Raw genomic sequence first — 13,884 nt, 5'->3', positions numbered from 1 at the left:
TGGGGATCGGGCGATGAAGCGTTTCTGGCTGACCACTGTCGCAGCTCTGGCCGTCGGAGGCGCGGCTTTCGCCCAGACGCCGCCGCCCCAACCCCAGCCGACGCCGCCCGCCCCCACGCCTGAGCAACCCGCCCCCGAGCCGGTGACCCAGGCCGGCCCCGCCACGACCCCGCCGGCGCCCGCCGCTGCGCCCGAAAAGCCCAAATGGGATGTCCAGAACCCGCCCGGGCCCAACCAGACCATCAACCTCGACGTCACCGAGGGCACCTGGATGTCGCTGGACGTCAGCCCCGACGGACGCGAGATCGTCTTCGACATGCTCGGCGACATCTATGTCATGCCGATCGGCGGCGGAGAGGCGCGCAACATCGCCTCGGGCGTGGCCTGGGAGATGCAGCCCAAATGGTCGCCGGACGGCACGAAGATCGCCTTCACCTCCGACCGGGGCGGCGGAGACAACATCTGGGTCATGGACCGCGACGGTTCCAATCCGACCCAGGTGTCGAAGGAGACCTTCCGCCTCGTCACCCAGCCCGACTGGTCGCCGGACGGCGAGTTCATCGTCGGCCGCAAACACTTCACCTCGTCCCGCTCTCTCGGCGCCGGCGAGATGTGGCTGTGGCACCGCTCCGGCGGCTCGGGCGTACAGCTGACCGAGCGGCGCACCCAGCAGAAGGACACGGGCGAGCCGGCCTTCTCGCCCGACGGCCGCTATCTCTACTTCAGCGACGACGCCACGCCCGGCGGGACCTTTGAGTATTCCAAGGACCCCAACACCCAGATCTATGTCATCCAGAGACTGGATCGCCAGACGGGCGAGACCGAGACCTTCCTGTCCGGTCCCGGCGGTTCGATCCGCCCCACCCCCTCGCCGGACGGCAAGTCGATCGCCTTCATCCGCCGCGTCCGTTACAAGTCCGTCCTCTATGTCATGGACATCGCCTCGGGGCGGGAGACGCCGGTCTATGACGGGCTGGACCGCGATCTTCAGGAAACCTGGGCGATCCACGGCGTCTACCCCGCCATCAGCTGGACGCCGGACAATTCAGCCATCGTCTTCTGGGCCGGCGGCCAGATCCGCCGGGTCGATGTGGCCTCGAAAGCCGTCGCCGACATTCCCTTCCACATCGCCGACACCCGCCGCATCGAGCCCGCCGTCCGCTTCCCGGTCGAGGTCTCGCCCGAGCGGTTCGATGTGAAAATGATCCGCTGGGCCCAGGCCTCGCCCGACGGGTCGCGTGTCGTGTTCGAGGCCCTGGGCAACCTCTGGATCCGCGACCTGAACGGTGACGGCGAACCCGGCGCCCCGCGCCGTCTGACCCGCCAGTCCGACCATTTCGAGCTCTATCCGTCATGGTCCCGCGACGGCCGCTCCATCGTCTACACCACATGGTCGGACGAGGCCCTGGGCACGGTCCGCGTCGTGCCCGCATCGGGCGGCGAGGGCCGGGTCGTCACCCGCAATCCCGGCCACTATGTCGAGCCGACCTTCAGCCCTGACGGCCGCACGGTCGTCTATCGCGCCACCTCGGACGGCTTCCTGACCACGGGTCTGTGGGGTCGCGAGACGGGGATCTATCGTGTGCCGACGGCGGGAGGCGAGCCAACCCTGATCACCGGGGCCGGCAGCGCGCCCCGCTTCGGCGCCGCCAACGACCGCATCTTCTTCACCGGCCGCGAGGGCGCCAATCGCGCCCTGAAGTCCATCGACCTGAACGGCCATGAGCCCCGCACCCATCTGCAGGGCGAGAACGTCGCCGAATTCGCCATCAGCCCCGACGAGAAATGGGTCGCCTGGACCGAGCGGTTCAACGCCTATGTCGCGCCCTTCGTGTCTACCGGCCGGCCGGTCACCGTCTCGGCCAAGGGCGACGCCATCCCGCAGAGCCGCGTCACCCGCGACGCCGGCGAATGGCTGAACTGGTCCGGCGACAGCCGCCGTCTGACCTGGTCGCTCGGCCCGCAATTCTTCAGCCGCAGCCTCGACCAGTCCTTCAAATTCGTTGAAGGCGCCCCCGCCGAACTGCCCAAGCCGCCCGAGACCGGCGTCACCATCGGCTTCTCCGCCGAAACGGCCCGGCCGACCGGCCGCCTCGTCCTGACCGGCGCCCGCATCGTCACGATGAAGGGCGATGAGGTGGTGGAAAACGGCGTCATCGTCATCAATGACAACCGTATCGAGGCCATCGGCCCGGCCGCCTCCACCCCCGTGCCGACCGGCGCAACGGTGATGGACATGACCGGCAAGACCATCATTCCCGGCCTGATCGACGCCCACTGGCACGGTTCGATGGGCTCGGACGAGATCATCCCGCAACAGAGCTGGGTCAACTACGCCTCCCTGGCCTTCGGGGTGACGACGATCCACGATCCGTCCAACGACACCTCGGAGATCTTCGCCCATGCCGAACTGGCCCGGGCCGGACGGGTCGTCGCGCCGCGCATCTATTCGACCGGCACCATCCTGTACGGCGCCGCCACCCCCTTCACCGCCCAGGTCGACAGTCTGGACGACGCCCTGTCCAACCTGCGCCGCATGAAGGCCGTCGGGGCCATTTCGGTGAAGAGCTACAACCAGCCCCGCCGCGACCAGCGCCAGCAGATCATCGAGGCCGCGCGCGAGCTGGAGATCATGGTCGTGCCCGAGGGCGGCTCCCTCTATCAGCACAATATGTCGATGATCGTCGACGGCCACACCACGATCGAACACTCGATCCCCCTGGCCAACCTGTACGCAGACGTGCATCAGCTGTGGCGCCAGACCGAGGTGGCCTACACCCCGACCCTGGTCGTGGCCTATGGCGGCAACTGGGGCGAAAACTACTGGTATCAGGAGAGCAAGGTCTGGGACCAGCCGATCCTGCGCCAATATGTCCCCCGCCGCATCCTCGACGCCCGGGCCCGGCGTCCGGTCCATGTCGAGCCGGAGGAGCTGAACCACATCTCCATCGCCCGCGAGGCCCGTCGCCTGAACGACATCGGGGTGCTGACCAATATCGGCGCCCACGGCCAGCGCGAGGGCCTGGGCTCCCACTGGGACATCTGGGCCTTTGCCCAGGGCGGCATGACCCCGATGCAGGCCCTGCGCACGGGCACCATCAACCCGGCCCGATCGCTGGGCCTGGACCGGGATCTGGGCTCCCTGGAGCCCGGCAAACTGGCAGATCTGGTGGTGCTGGACCGCAATCCGCTGGAGAATATCCGCGACACCACCGCGATCAGCCACACCATGATCAACGGCCGGATCTACGACAGCGGGATGAACGAGGTCGGCCGCCGCGACCTGCCCCGCAAGCCGTTCTGGCACCAGTCATCGGACGGCGAGGGCCAGCCCGCCGGCGCCGCCTTCAGCGAGAGCGACAGCCACGGCCACGGCCCGGACTGAGTCTCAGTCCTGTATCGCGCCGCCGGCCTTCAGGGTCCAGCTGCGCACCAGACGGCGATAGGCGGGGCCGACCGGAAGGTCGGCCCCGTTGTCCAGTCGCAGCTTCAGGCTCTTGCCTGAATGGACGACGGTCTCGACGCGGGACGGCCTGACCATGCCCGAGCGGTGGATACGCACCAGTCCGTGCGGCGTCGCCAGGGCCTCCATCCGGGCCATGGTGATGCGGTGCATCCAGCTTCGCCCGTCCACATGCAGGAAGACATGGTCCCGGGCCGCCGTGATGTGCGACACCTCCGGCATCGGCACCCGGACCTGACCCTGCCGGACGGCGACCCAGACTGCGGGCCCAGCCGCTGGATCGGACGCTGGAACGCCAGCCTCCGTCACCCGCTTCAGCCGCCGCCGCACCCGGTCCAGCGCCTCGGCCAGCCTTTCCCGCCGGATCGGCTTGAGCAGATAGTCCGCGGCGTCGACATCGAAGGCATCGAGCGCCCGTCCGGAATGGGCGGTGGCGAAGATCACCGCCGGCCGAACGCGTCCGCGCAACAGCCCCGCAGCTTCCATCCCGTCCATACCGGGCATCTCGATGTCGATAATGAGCACGTCGGGGTCGAGGGCGGCGACCTGATCACCCGCCTGCCGCCCATCTGCCGCCTCGCCCACCACCTCCACCCCGGGCTGCCCCGCCAGCAGACAGCGCAGCAGGTCGCGCGCGAGGGGTTCGTCGTCGGCGAGCAGAACCCTCATGTCGCGGACCTGCGACGGCGCGCCGGCCTGACCGACTCCTCCGGCGCCAGACGCAGGGGCAGGCCGATCTCGGCGCGATAGCCGTCGTCCAGCGGCAGCACCGTCAACCAGGCGGCGTCGCCATAGGCCAGGGCCAGTCGCTGGCGAATATTGCTCAGTCCAATGCCGTGCCGGTCCTGGACATCGACCGGGGCTGGTCTCGAATTGGCCGCCCGGCCCCGATCGCCCGAAATGCGATTCTCGACCGTAAGCAACAGAACGCCGTCGCGCGCTGCGGCGGCTACCCGGATCGTCACTGGCCGCCGCGACGGCGCCACGCCGTATTTGACGGCATTTTCAACCAGGGGCTGAAGTATGAAGTTGGGCGCCAGCGCGTGATCGAGTCGGGACGGGATGTTCATTTCGATCTGCATACGCTCGCCGAAGCGCGCCGCCTCGATGCGTAGATAGGCGAGAACCGTCGCCGCCTCGTCCCTCAAGGGCGTCTCGGCTGCGGGGTCAGAGGCGATGGACGACCTGAGGAAGTCAGCCAGCAGATTGATCATCTCCTCCGCCGCCGCCTTGCGGCCCGACACCGTCAGACTGGCGATCCCGTTGAGGGTATTGAACAGGAAATGCGGATTCAGCTGCAGACGCAGCGCATTGGCCTCGGCCTTCAGGGTGGCGGCCTCGAAGGCGGCGGCGCGAGCCGCGTTCATCCTGGCGCTGTCATTGGCCCGCAGCGCCCAGATCAGCAGCACCGAGAAGGCGAAGGTCCAGACGTACAGGATGAGGGCAAAGGCAAAGCGCGCACTGGTCAGGTCCACCGCCCAGTCGCGCCAGACCGGCGCCACCGTGAGGGCCAACTGCCGATTGTAGACCATGTCCATCACGGTCTGGATGGCGCTGACGGCGAGCACTGCCGACGCCATCAACATCAGCCTGAGCGGCAGGTTCAGCGGCCGCGACCATCCGAGTAGCGAGATAAGGCCCAGACTCCAGCCGATGCTGGTCAGCATGGGCGGGATATAGTTCAGCAGCAGAAAGTTGAACGGGTCATTCCCCTGCATGGCATGCCCGGTGGCGGCCATCAGCACGGCGAATACCCATACCAGCACCACCAGCCGCACCGTCACCGACGTGACAGCGGGTTCGCGCACCGTCGTGAAATCGATCTCTCCGGAGCGGGCCATCCTGCCGGCCTTGCCGATACCGCCCGGGCGAAACCGAAGACCCAGCCGGATCGCCATCTGTCGCCGCATCGCCCCTCCCCGCCTGCCACTCGAAAGCCAGGACTCCACACTGAAGATCAATTTTCGTTCGGCCAACCCCGTTCGTCGCAACCGGAGACGGCTTCGTCGCGTGTGGCTTGGCGCGGCTCCGAAACAACCACAGGGTTTGTTGGCCATGAGAGGCGCCCACCCTCACGCCCGGGGAGCAGACGAACGATGCAAGACTGGCCCATGCTGCTATTCGCCGTCGCGCCAGGGGTGCTCGCGCCCATCCTGACCTTCTGGCTGGCCGCGCGAGCGGAGATGAAAATCCGCGAGGCGCGCCACTGGCCCATCGCCCGCGCCCGGGTCGTCGAGTCAAGGATCAACCGAAACTCCAAGGGCGGCCGCTGGGCCACCATCCGCTACGCCTACGAGGTGCGCGGCGCACAGCATCAGTCGACACGCCTGTCTTTCGTCCAGACCAACCTCACCGGTCCACAGGCAGACGCGGTTCTGGCCCGCTACCCGTCCGGCGCCGAGATCGAGGCCCGCTATGACCCGGACAGGCCTGACTACGCCGTCCTGGAACCCACCGGCGACGTTCGCACCCTGCGTTTCGCCGGCCTCTTCATCGGCGCGGCCTTCCTGCTCGTCGCCGTCATTCTTGTCTTCACCGGGGCCTGAGCGCAGCCCCCCTCGCACTGGAGGATATCATGTCGCATCGCCTCGCTATCGCCGTCGTCGCCGCCCTCGGCCTGACCGCCGCGGCCGGCGCCGCCCGGGCGCAGGTCACCGTCTCGGTCACCGGCGGAAGCCCGACCATCGCCAGCTACTACCAGATCGGCCACTGCCTCGACGTCGGCAACAGCAGCGTCATCATGTACGCCGCCTGCCAGTCGGGTCGCGGCGCCCAGGGCTGGCGGTTCGTCTCCGGCGCCTACGGCATGATCTCCCTTGGCAACCAGACCTGCCTGCAGTCGAACGGTCAGGGTGCGCCCCTGAGCGCCGCGACCTGCAACAACGGCCAGAACCAGCGCTGGGGCATCCAGTCCAACGGTGAGATGCGCAATGAACTGGGCGTCTGCGCCGACGTCGAAGGTGGAAATCGCGCGTCCGGCGCCCGTATCGTCGGGTGGAGCTGCCATGGCGGAATGAACCAGAAATGGTACACGGCCACCAGCGGCGGCACGGCCAGCTACAGGATCAGCGCCTCGACCCCGATGACCAGCCTCCCGCCCGGCCGCGCCCTGGCCAGTTCCCGGGGCGTCAGCAGCACCAATATCGTTGCAGGCGGCGCGGGCAACATCACCGTTTCCGGGGGCCGGATTGTCGCGGGCGGCGCCGGCAATATCGTCGCCGGGGGCGCCGGCAATATCATCGCCGCCTCCATCGTGGCGGGCGGAGCCGGAAACATCGTCGCGGGCGGGGCCGGCAACCTGATCGCCAACGACGGCGCATCGCTCCGCAGCATCGCGCCGGGAAGCTACTGATGGCCAGGGCTCCGCGTCTCGCGCTCGCGGCGGTTTCAGTGATCGGGATTCTGGGGCTGTCCGGTCGCACCCTGGCCCAGGACATTCCGGACGCCCCCATTCCGGCCGGGGCGCCGGCCGATCCCGTCATCCCGCCGGACGTCGCTCCGGTCGCTCCCGGCGCAGTTGCGGCCCCGGTCAATGTTCCTACGGTCCCTGCAGCGCCCCTGTACGCCGCCTATGACGAGGTGGAGGTCGAGGATCCGGTCGAGCCGGGTTTCTGGGACAGATGCACCGTGATCGAGGCGTTTCAGGGCGCCTATGAGGTCAGTTGCAACCATACGCGCTCGATCCGCCGCGACATCCATGTCAGGCCGGTGGGCGGCCAGCCCGTGACGCAGACGGCGGCCAGGCCCGTGACGGGCGAACCCTTCGCGCGCGGCTCGATCGTTCTCGCCTCGATCATGGGCCTGGCGGACCACTGGCAGCTGTGCATCGTCCAGAAAAACAACGTCGCCACCACCAATGGCTACGAGATCCAGTGCGCCGGTTCGAAATACAACGTCCTGCCGCGCTGGCTCCGCGTCGATCCCAAGGCGCCGGCGTCGTGACCCGCCGGCGAACGCCCTCGGCCCCGGGCCTGCGGATCGGTCTTATCCTGGCGGGCGGGGCGGCCGGCCTCGCCATCGTCGGGCTGCCCTCGCCGGTGTCGGCGCTTGACCGCTGCACCATCGGCCAGCGGGTGCTGAGCCCGGCAGGGCGTCCGGCGACGGTGGTGTCCCTGAACGGCACCGCCTGCGTCATCCGGGTCGATGGCCAGTCCTTCACCGATACCTACGCCCCCTTCATGCTGAGCGCCGCCCCGGGCGGCGCCCCCGCTGCGCCGACGCCCGCCCGCCCCGCAACGCCGACGCCCACGCGCCCGGTTGCGGGCTCCGGCCCTGCGGTCGGGTCCTGGCAGTGCGTCAGCGGGGCGGCGGGAAACCTGACCCTGCGCATCCTTCCCGGGGGGCGCTACGCCAACGCCCAGGGTGTGACAGGGGGCTACAGCTACGACGCCGCCAGCCGCCGCCTTCGTTTTAACGGCGGGCCGTGGGCGGGCTATGGCGGGAGAATGCTGGACGGCGGGCGACTGGGCCTTTCGGCCAATCCTGACGCCAGCTTCTATCAAATGACCTGCGACCGGCGAGGAAACTAGACGTCCGGCGCCTCGCGGCCGCGACGCCTTGCCGCCGCGACCAGATCGGCCCAGATCAGGTCGATCAGGCTCCAGGGCTCGATACAATAGCGGTGGAACAGTCGCTTCGGATCAGCCGTCAGCCGGTACAGCCATTCGATCCCCATTCGTCCCATCCAGCGCGGCGCAGTCTTCTGGGCGTCGGCCTCATAGTCAAAGGCGGCTCCGACAGAAAAGATGGCCGCCTGGGGCAGGGCGTCGATATTGGCGATGATCCACTCTTCCTGCCGCGGCATGCCCATGCCGACGAACAGGATATCCGGCTGGAAAGCCGCCACCCGGTCCAGCACTGCCTGATTGCCTTCAGAGCCCGTCGTGACGTCGAAATAGCCGTCCCGGGCCTCGATCACAGCGCGTGGATAGCGGGCGGTCAGGCGCTCGACGGCAACGCGGCACACCTCGGCCGTGCCCCCGACATACATGACCCGCCAGCCGTGCCGGTTGACCAGGCTCCAGAAATGGTCGCGCCAGTCCAGATAGGTGCAGCGGTGAAAGCCCCGGCTGTTCAGCCCCGTCAGTCGTGCAAAGGCCACCAGCGGGGTCGAGTCCAGCTCGATCAGGTCGGCCCGTTCGTAAAAGGCCCGCATCGGGGCCGAACGGCGCATCAGGGACAGGCTGTGCAGATTGTGGTTGGCGAACACCGTCTGGCGGCCTTCGGCGATCCACCGTTGCATATGGTGCAGCACTTCTTCGGGCCGGACCAGATCGACCGCCTGGCCCAGCAGGCGCACACGCTCCTGCGGCCGCCGCTCGCGCCGGAACGGCTGTCGCGTCTTGCCCCGCCGGTCGGCCGGCAGGGTCTGGATCCGGTCAGGGACGGTCTCGGCCATGGCCCGATCCTGCCGCGTCGGGTCTCAAGGTTGCGTGAGCGGACGCGGTTAACGTCGCCTGGACGCCGGATCGCCCTTTTCCCACGCCGCCTCTGTCGCCATACAGGGCGCCTGCCGGAGCCCGCCGTGAAGCCTGTCGCCATCCTTGAGACCGGAACCCCGCCGCCGGACCTGCGGGACTCGTTTGACGACTACCCGGCCCGGTTCCGCGCCCTGCTGGGCGAGGGCGTGGCCACGGTGCGGTTCGACGTCCAGGCCGGCCGCCTGCCTGACGACCCGACCGAATTCCGGGGCGCCATCGTCACCGGCTCTGCCGCCGGGGTCTATGACGACCTGCCGTGGATCGCCCCCCTTCTGGACTGGCTCAGGGACGCGCGCGGCAAGACCCGGCTGGTCGGCATCTGTTTCGGCCATCAGGCCCTGGCCCAGGCCTTTGGCGGCCTTGTCGAGAAGTCGCCGCGCGGCTGGGGCGTCGGCCTGCATCGCTATGAGGTCGGGGCCGACGAGCCATGGATGTATCCGCGCGCCGCCTCCATCGCGATCCCCGTCTCCCATCAGGATCAGGTCGTGCGCATCCCGGCCGACGCCCGCGTCATCGCGTCCAGCGACTTCACCCCCTATGCCGCCCTGGCGTGGGACGATCCCGCTCCGGGCGGTCAGCACGGCGCTGTCTCCTTCCAGTGCCATCCCGAGTTCCAGCCCGAATACGCGGCGGCGCTCATCGAGGCGCGGCGCGGCCACAGAATCCCTCATGACATCGCCGACGCGGCCCTTCAGACCCTGTCCCGGGCCAATGATCGCGCCGTCCTGACCGCGTGGATCCGCGCCTTCCTGATGCTGACCCCGCCGCCGGCCGAGGATCAGGGCAGCGGCATCTGACTTGCAGTTCCGACCGAGAGAGGTCTCCCGATGACACAGTTCGCCCGCTCCCGTCTGATCCTCGCCGCTCTCGGCGGCCTGACTGTCGGCGCCTGCGCCACGACGACAGGCCGCGGAACGCCGGTCGCGGCCATCCCGACCCGTCCGGCCTCGGCTGAGGATTGCGCGGTGATCTCGATGACGCTCGAGCTGTTCTCCCGGCCTGCGGACGGCTCCCCGCTCAAGGTGTCCGACGTCGCCCTGCCGGTCGCGCCGTCCTTCCGGCCCCAACGTCCCGAACAGGTCGGACACGAGGCCCTGTCCCTGCAGGGTTGCCGCGCCATCCAGGCCGAGTTCGTATCCACGGGCGCCCGCGTGGTCCTCAGCCGCCCTGAAATCCACGACGCCTCGGTCTTCGTTCGCTACCGGGAGGGGGACCAGACGCCTGTGTTCGCCGAGCTGGAACGTACGTCAGAGGGGCACTGGCGCCATATCGGCGCCTATCCCGCCGCCCACTGACACGCCCTCAGGGCCACTTCACCTCGGGCGGCATGGAGCTGAGGATCGACTCGACATTGCCGCCGGTCTTCAGGCCGAAGGTCGTGCCCCGGTCATACAGCAGGTTGAACTCCACATACCGCCCGCGCCGGATCAACTGTTCCTCCCGCTCCGCCGGCGTCCACGCCTCGCCCATCCGACCCGCCACGATGGCCGGATAGACCTCGGCGAACGCCGAGCCCACGTCCCGCGTGAAGGCGAAGTCCGCCGCGTGGTCGCCGGTGTCGAGGTGATCATAAAAAATGCCCCCCGTGCCGCGCGGCTCGTTCCGGTGCGGCAGCCAGAAATACTCGTCGCACCAGGCCTTGAACCGCTCATAGTAGCCGGCCCCGTGGGTGTCGCAGGCGCCCTTCATCGCCGCATGGAAGGCGATCGTATCGGCAGCCTCAGCATGCCGGTCGACGTCCAGCACGGGCGTCAGATCGCCGCCGCCCCCGAACCAGCTCTTCGTCGTGGCGATGAAGCGGGTGTTCATATGCACGGCCGGCACCCGGGGATTGCGCGGATGGCAGATCAGGCTGATCCCCGTCGCAAAAAAGCGCGGATCCTCGGCCGCGCCGGGGACCGACTTCGCATAGTCGGCCGGGAAGGTCCCGTGCACGGTCGAACAGTGGACCCCGACCTTTTCGAACAGCCGCCCGTGCATCATCCCCATGACCCCGCCGCCGCCCTCGCGTCTTTGCCAGGCGGTGCGCACAAACCGGCCCGGTTCGCCCGGATAGAGGTCGGCGGGCGCCGCGTCCTCCAGCGCCTCGAAGGCGGCGTGGATCCGGTCGCGCAGCTCCTCGAACCAGGCGCGGGTCTCGGTCTTCTGCACGGCAAGGGGGTCTGGGGTGATGTCGCTCATCCGCGCCTTCTAGACCGCCGCTGTCCGTGGGGCCATGATCCGTTCCATCCTTGAATGCAGGACCCGTCGATGCGCCTCGCCCTCCTCGCCGCCGTCGCGGCCGTCGTCTGTTCCTCGCCCGCGATCGCACAGACTTCAGACGCCGAACGTGTCATGGCCGCCACGGTGGTCGCCGACCACGACCGCCACATCGCCCTGATCGAGCGGATGGTGAACCAGAACTCCGGCACCCTGAACCTGGCAGGCGTCCGGGCCGTCGGCGAGATGGTCCGCCCCGAACTCGAGGCGCTCGGCTTTCAGGTCCGCTGGCTGGACATGAGCGCCACCGCGCGGGCGGGCCATCTGTTCGCCACCCACGCCGGGCCCGGCCGCAACGTCCTGCTGATCGGTCATCTGGATACGGTGTTCGAGCCCGACAGCCCGTTCCAGAGCTTCGTCCGCGACGGAAACACCGCCACCGGGCCGGGCGTCGGCGACGACAAGGGCGGGGTGGTGGTCATCCTCTCGGCCCTGCGCGCCATGCAGGCGGCGGGCACGCTGAAGGACGCCAATGTCACCGTCTTCCTGACCGGCGACGAGGAACGCACCGGCGCGCCCCTGTCGATCTCGCGCAAGGACCTGATCGAGGCGGGCAAGGCGGCCGACTTCGCCCTGGAGTTCGAGGGCCTGGCCATGGAGGGCGGCAAGGATTTCGGCACCGTCGCCCGCCGCAGCTCGACCAACTGGACCCTGACCGCCGGCGGCCGCACCGGCCATTCCAGCGGCGTGTTCAACGAGACCCTGGGCTTCGGGGCGATCTATGAACTAACCCGCATCCTCGACGCCTTCCGCCGCGATCTGCGCGAGCCGAACCTGACCTACAACGTCGGCGTCATGGCCGGGGGCACGCCCTCGACCCTCGACGCCGACGGCTTCCGCGTCACAGCCTCCGGCAAGACCAATATCGTGGCCGAGACCGCCGTCGCCCGCGGCGACCTGCGGGCCCTGACGCCGGAACAGGAGATGCGCGCCCGTGACCGGATGCAGGCCATCGTCGCCGACCACCTGCCGCGCACCACTGCCGACCTGGCTTTCGGCGACACCGGCTATCCGCCCATGGCCCCGACCGAGGGCAACCGCGACCTGCTGGCCCGGCTGAACGCGGTCAACCGCGACCTCGGCCTGCCCGAAATGGCCGAGTACGACCCCGCCCGGCGGGGCGCGGCCGACAGCGGCTTCGTCGCCGCCGATGTTCCGACCCTCGGCGGTCTCGGCATGGCCGGCAGCGGCGCCCATGCCGTCGGCGAATCGGTGGATCTCGACAGTCTGGTCCGCCAGGCCCAGCGCGCCGCCGTCCTGATCTCGCGCCTGAGCCTCGGCGAGCCCTAGTCGCCCCTTGTCATCGGGGCGGTCACGCCGTCAAAGTCCCCGATCCATCCCCCGGAGGTCGTCGTGATCCGTTCCTGCCTGCTCGCCGCATCCCTTCTGGCCCTCGCCCTGCCGGCCATGGCCCAGACGACGGCGACGGCCGACGAGACGCGCGCGCGCCGCATCCTCGACCGCACCCCCCTGATCGACGGTCACAACGACCTGCCCTGGGCCCTGCGTCAGACCTATGGCAATAATCCCCATGCCGTCGATCTGGCCACTGATCTCGAGGCCTCAACCCGCCTTCACACCGACATCCCCCGCCTGCGCGCCGGCGGCGTCGGGGCGCAGTTCTGGTCGGTCTATGTCCCCGCCAGCCTGGCGCCGACAGAGGCGGCGAAGGCGACCTTCGAGCAGATCGACACCGTCTATCGCCTCGTCGCCGCCTACCCGTCCGCCTTTGAGATCGCCACCACCGCCGACGACATCGTCCGCATCCACCGCGCCGGAAAGATCGCCAGCCTGATCGGCATGGAGGGCGGCTATTCGATCGACGACTCCCTCGGCCTGCTGCGCCAGTTCCATGAGGCGGGGGCCCGCTACATCACCCTGACCCATTCCAGGACGACCACATGGGCCGACAGCGCCACAGACGCGCCGAAATGGGGCGGGCTGTCGCCCTTCGGCGAAGAGGTGGTGCGCGAGATGAACCGCCTCGGCATGATGGTCGACCTCAGCCACGTCTCGGAAGAGACCATGCTGGACGCCATTCGCGTGTCCGACGCCCCGGTCATCTTCTCCCACTCCTCGGCCCGCGCCGTGACAGACCACCCGCGCGACGTGCCCGACAGCGTGCTGCGCCTGATGCCCGAGGACGGCGGTATCGTCATGGTCACCTTCGTGCCCGGCTTCGTCTCGGAGAAGGTGCGTCAGTGGGGCGCTGATCGCGCTGGCGAGGACGCCCGGCTGAAGGCGCTGAACCCCGGCGACCCGGCCGCTGTCGTCGCCGGTCTCAAGGCTTGGACCGACGCCCACCCGACCCCCACCGCCTCGATCTCAGACGTCGCCGACCACATCGATCACGTGCGCCAGGTCGCGGGCGTCGATCACGTCGGTCTCGGCGGCGACTTCGACGGCGTCGACAGCCTGCCGGTCGGTCTGGACGGCGTCGACACATACCCGGCCCTGCTGGCCGAACTGATGAAGCGCGGCTGGACCGAGGCCGACATCCGCAAACTGGCCGGCGAGAACATGCTGCGCGTCATGCGCGCCGTGGAGGCCGTCGCGAAGTCCAGGGCGGCGGATCGCCCGATCCTGGCCACGGTCGGCTGAACCTGTCCTCCCCGTGCGGAGCATGGGGAGGACAGCAGGCCTGCCCCGGTGTTGACTAACCCCCCTATCCGCCCGACAAGA

General features: G+C 68.9%; 13 protein-coding genes. 9 read left to right on the top strand and 4 right to left on the bottom strand.

The features are described from left to right. The first annotated feature begins 13 nt into the window (after positions 1 to 13). Complete coding sequence (locus ACW17W_RS03755) at positions 14 to 3,385, top strand: amidohydrolase family protein (protein WP_492079410.1); 3,372 nt, start codon at positions 14 to 16, stop codon at positions 3,383 to 3,385. Positions 3,386 to 3,388: 3 nt separating this feature from the next. Here the strand turns inward: ACW17W_RS03755 and ACW17W_RS03750 are convergent, their stop codons facing one another. Then, a complete protein-coding gene (locus tag ACW17W_RS03750) occupies positions 3,389 to 4,132 on the bottom strand; it encodes a LytR/AlgR family response regulator transcription factor (RefSeq protein ID WP_492079409.1) in 744 nt (247 codons plus the stop codon). After that, entirely contained in the window at positions 4,129 to 5,373 is a 1,245-nt protein-coding gene (locus ACW17W_RS03745) for a sensor histidine kinase (protein ID WP_492079408.1), read from the bottom strand. Before ACW17W_RS03745 ends, ACW17W_RS03750 begins: the two co-directional genes overlap by 4 nt. Before the next feature lie 201 nt (positions 5,374 to 5,574). Here ACW17W_RS03745 and ACW17W_RS03740 point away from each other — a divergent pair, with 201 nt between their 5' ends. Genes ACW17W_RS03740 through ACW17W_RS03725 form a run of 4 tightly spaced genes read left to right on the top strand, consistent with a single transcriptional unit; the run spans position 5,575 to position 7,992 of the window. Further along, positions 5,575 to 6,009, top strand: coding sequence for a DUF3592 domain-containing protein (locus ACW17W_RS03740; RefSeq protein ID WP_492079407.1), 435 nt, complete (start codon positions 5,575 to 5,577; stop codon positions 6,007 to 6,009). Positions 6,010 to 6,038: 29 nt separating this feature from the next. Continuing rightward, positions 6,039 to 6,815: a ricin-type beta-trefoil lectin domain protein gene (locus ACW17W_RS03735; RefSeq protein WP_492079406.1), complete on the top strand. Its 777-nt coding sequence runs from the start codon at positions 6,039 to 6,041 to the stop codon at positions 6,813 to 6,815. Continuing rightward, positions 6,815 to 7,405, top strand: coding sequence for a hypothetical protein (locus ACW17W_RS03730; protein ID WP_492079405.1), 591 nt, complete (start codon positions 6,815 to 6,817; stop codon positions 7,403 to 7,405). Before ACW17W_RS03735 ends, ACW17W_RS03730 begins: the two co-directional genes overlap by 1 nt. Then, complete coding sequence (locus ACW17W_RS03725) at positions 7,402 to 7,992, top strand: hypothetical protein (RefSeq protein WP_492079404.1); 591 nt, start codon at positions 7,402 to 7,404, stop codon at positions 7,990 to 7,992. The genes ACW17W_RS03730 and ACW17W_RS03725 overlap by 4 nt, the downstream gene beginning before the upstream one ends. Here ACW17W_RS03725 and ACW17W_RS03720 read toward each other — a convergent pair. After that, the gene (locus tag ACW17W_RS03720; protein ID WP_492079403.1) at positions 7,989 to 8,861 is read right to left on the bottom strand and encodes a WecB/TagA/CpsF family glycosyltransferase; all 873 of its coding nucleotides are present in this window, start codon (positions 8,859 to 8,861) and stop codon (positions 7,989 to 7,991) included. The genes ACW17W_RS03725 and ACW17W_RS03720 overlap by 4 nt on opposite strands. A 126-nt stretch (positions 8,862 to 8,987) precedes the next feature. Between ACW17W_RS03720 and ACW17W_RS03715 the strand changes: the two genes are divergently transcribed. After that, a complete protein-coding gene (locus ACW17W_RS03715; RefSeq protein WP_492079402.1) occupies positions 8,988 to 9,740 on the top strand; it encodes a glutamine amidotransferase-related protein in 753 nt (250 codons plus the stop codon). Positions 9,741 to 9,770: 30 nt separating this feature from the next. Beyond that, a complete protein-coding gene (locus ACW17W_RS03710) occupies positions 9,771 to 10,238 on the top strand; it encodes a hypothetical protein (RefSeq protein WP_492079401.1) in 468 nt (155 codons plus the stop codon). 7 nt (positions 10,239 to 10,245) lie between these two features. Here the strand turns inward: ACW17W_RS03710 and hemF are convergent, their stop codons facing one another. Then, positions 10,246 to 11,124, bottom strand: coding sequence for an oxygen-dependent coproporphyrinogen oxidase (hemF, locus tag ACW17W_RS03705; RefSeq protein ID WP_492079400.1), 879 nt, complete (start codon positions 11,122 to 11,124; stop codon positions 10,246 to 10,248). 69 nt (positions 11,125 to 11,193) lie between these two features. Between hemF and ACW17W_RS03700 the strand changes: the two genes are divergently transcribed. Both ACW17W_RS03700 and ACW17W_RS03695 read left to right on the top strand, forming a co-directional pair. Continuing rightward, complete coding sequence (locus ACW17W_RS03700) at positions 11,194 to 12,492, top strand: M20/M25/M40 family metallo-hydrolase (RefSeq protein ID WP_492079399.1); 1,299 nt, start codon at positions 11,194 to 11,196, stop codon at positions 12,490 to 12,492. 63 nt (positions 12,493 to 12,555) lie between these two features. Continuing rightward, a complete protein-coding gene (locus tag ACW17W_RS03695; protein ID WP_492079398.1) occupies positions 12,556 to 13,803 on the top strand; it encodes a dipeptidase in 1,248 nt (415 codons plus the stop codon). Positions 13,804 to 13,884: the final 81 nt, after the last annotated feature.

It is taken from the genome of Brevundimonas sp. FV1ye29L (assembly GCF_058681095.1).
This window is presented reverse-complemented; position numbering and strand designations above follow the sequence as displayed.

What these genes read in the sequence shown, in the direction of transcription:
- ACW17W_RS03740 (WP_492079407.1), top strand. Translation starts at nt 5,575, where the DNA reads ATGCTGCTATTCGCCGTCGCGCCAGGGGTGCTCGCGCCCATCCTGACC.
- ACW17W_RS03710 (WP_492079401.1), top strand. Translation starts at nt 9,771, where the DNA reads ATGACACAGTTCGCCCGCTCCCGTCTGATCCTCGCCGCTCTCGGCGGC.
- ACW17W_RS03720 (WP_492079403.1), bottom strand. Translation starts at nt 8,861, where the DNA reads ATGGCCGAGACCGTCCCTGACCGGATCCAGACCCTGCCGGCCGACCGG.
- ACW17W_RS03700 (WP_492079399.1), top strand. Translation starts at nt 11,194, where the DNA reads ATGCGCCTCGCCCTCCTCGCCGCCGTCGCGGCCGTCGTCTGTTCCTCG.
- ACW17W_RS03730 (WP_492079405.1), top strand. Translation starts at nt 6,815, where the DNA reads ATGGCCAGGGCTCCGCGTCTCGCGCTCGCGGCGGTTTCAGTGATCGGG.
- hemF (WP_492079400.1), bottom strand. Translation starts at nt 11,124, where the DNA reads ATGAGCGACATCACCCCAGACCCCCTTGCCGTGCAGAAGACCGAGACC.
- ACW17W_RS03745 (WP_492079408.1), bottom strand. Translation starts at nt 5,373, where the DNA reads ATGCGGCGACAGATGGCGATCCGGCTGGGTCTTCGGTTTCGCCCGGGC.
- ACW17W_RS03735 (WP_492079406.1), top strand. Translation starts at nt 6,039, where the DNA reads ATGTCGCATCGCCTCGCTATCGCCGTCGTCGCCGCCCTCGGCCTGACC.
- ACW17W_RS03750 (WP_492079409.1), bottom strand. Translation starts at nt 4,132, where the DNA reads ATGAGGGTTCTGCTCGCCGACGACGAACCCCTCGCGCGCGACCTGCTG.
- ACW17W_RS03755 (WP_492079410.1), top strand. Translation starts at nt 14, where the DNA reads ATGAAGCGTTTCTGGCTGACCACTGTCGCAGCTCTGGCCGTCGGAGGC.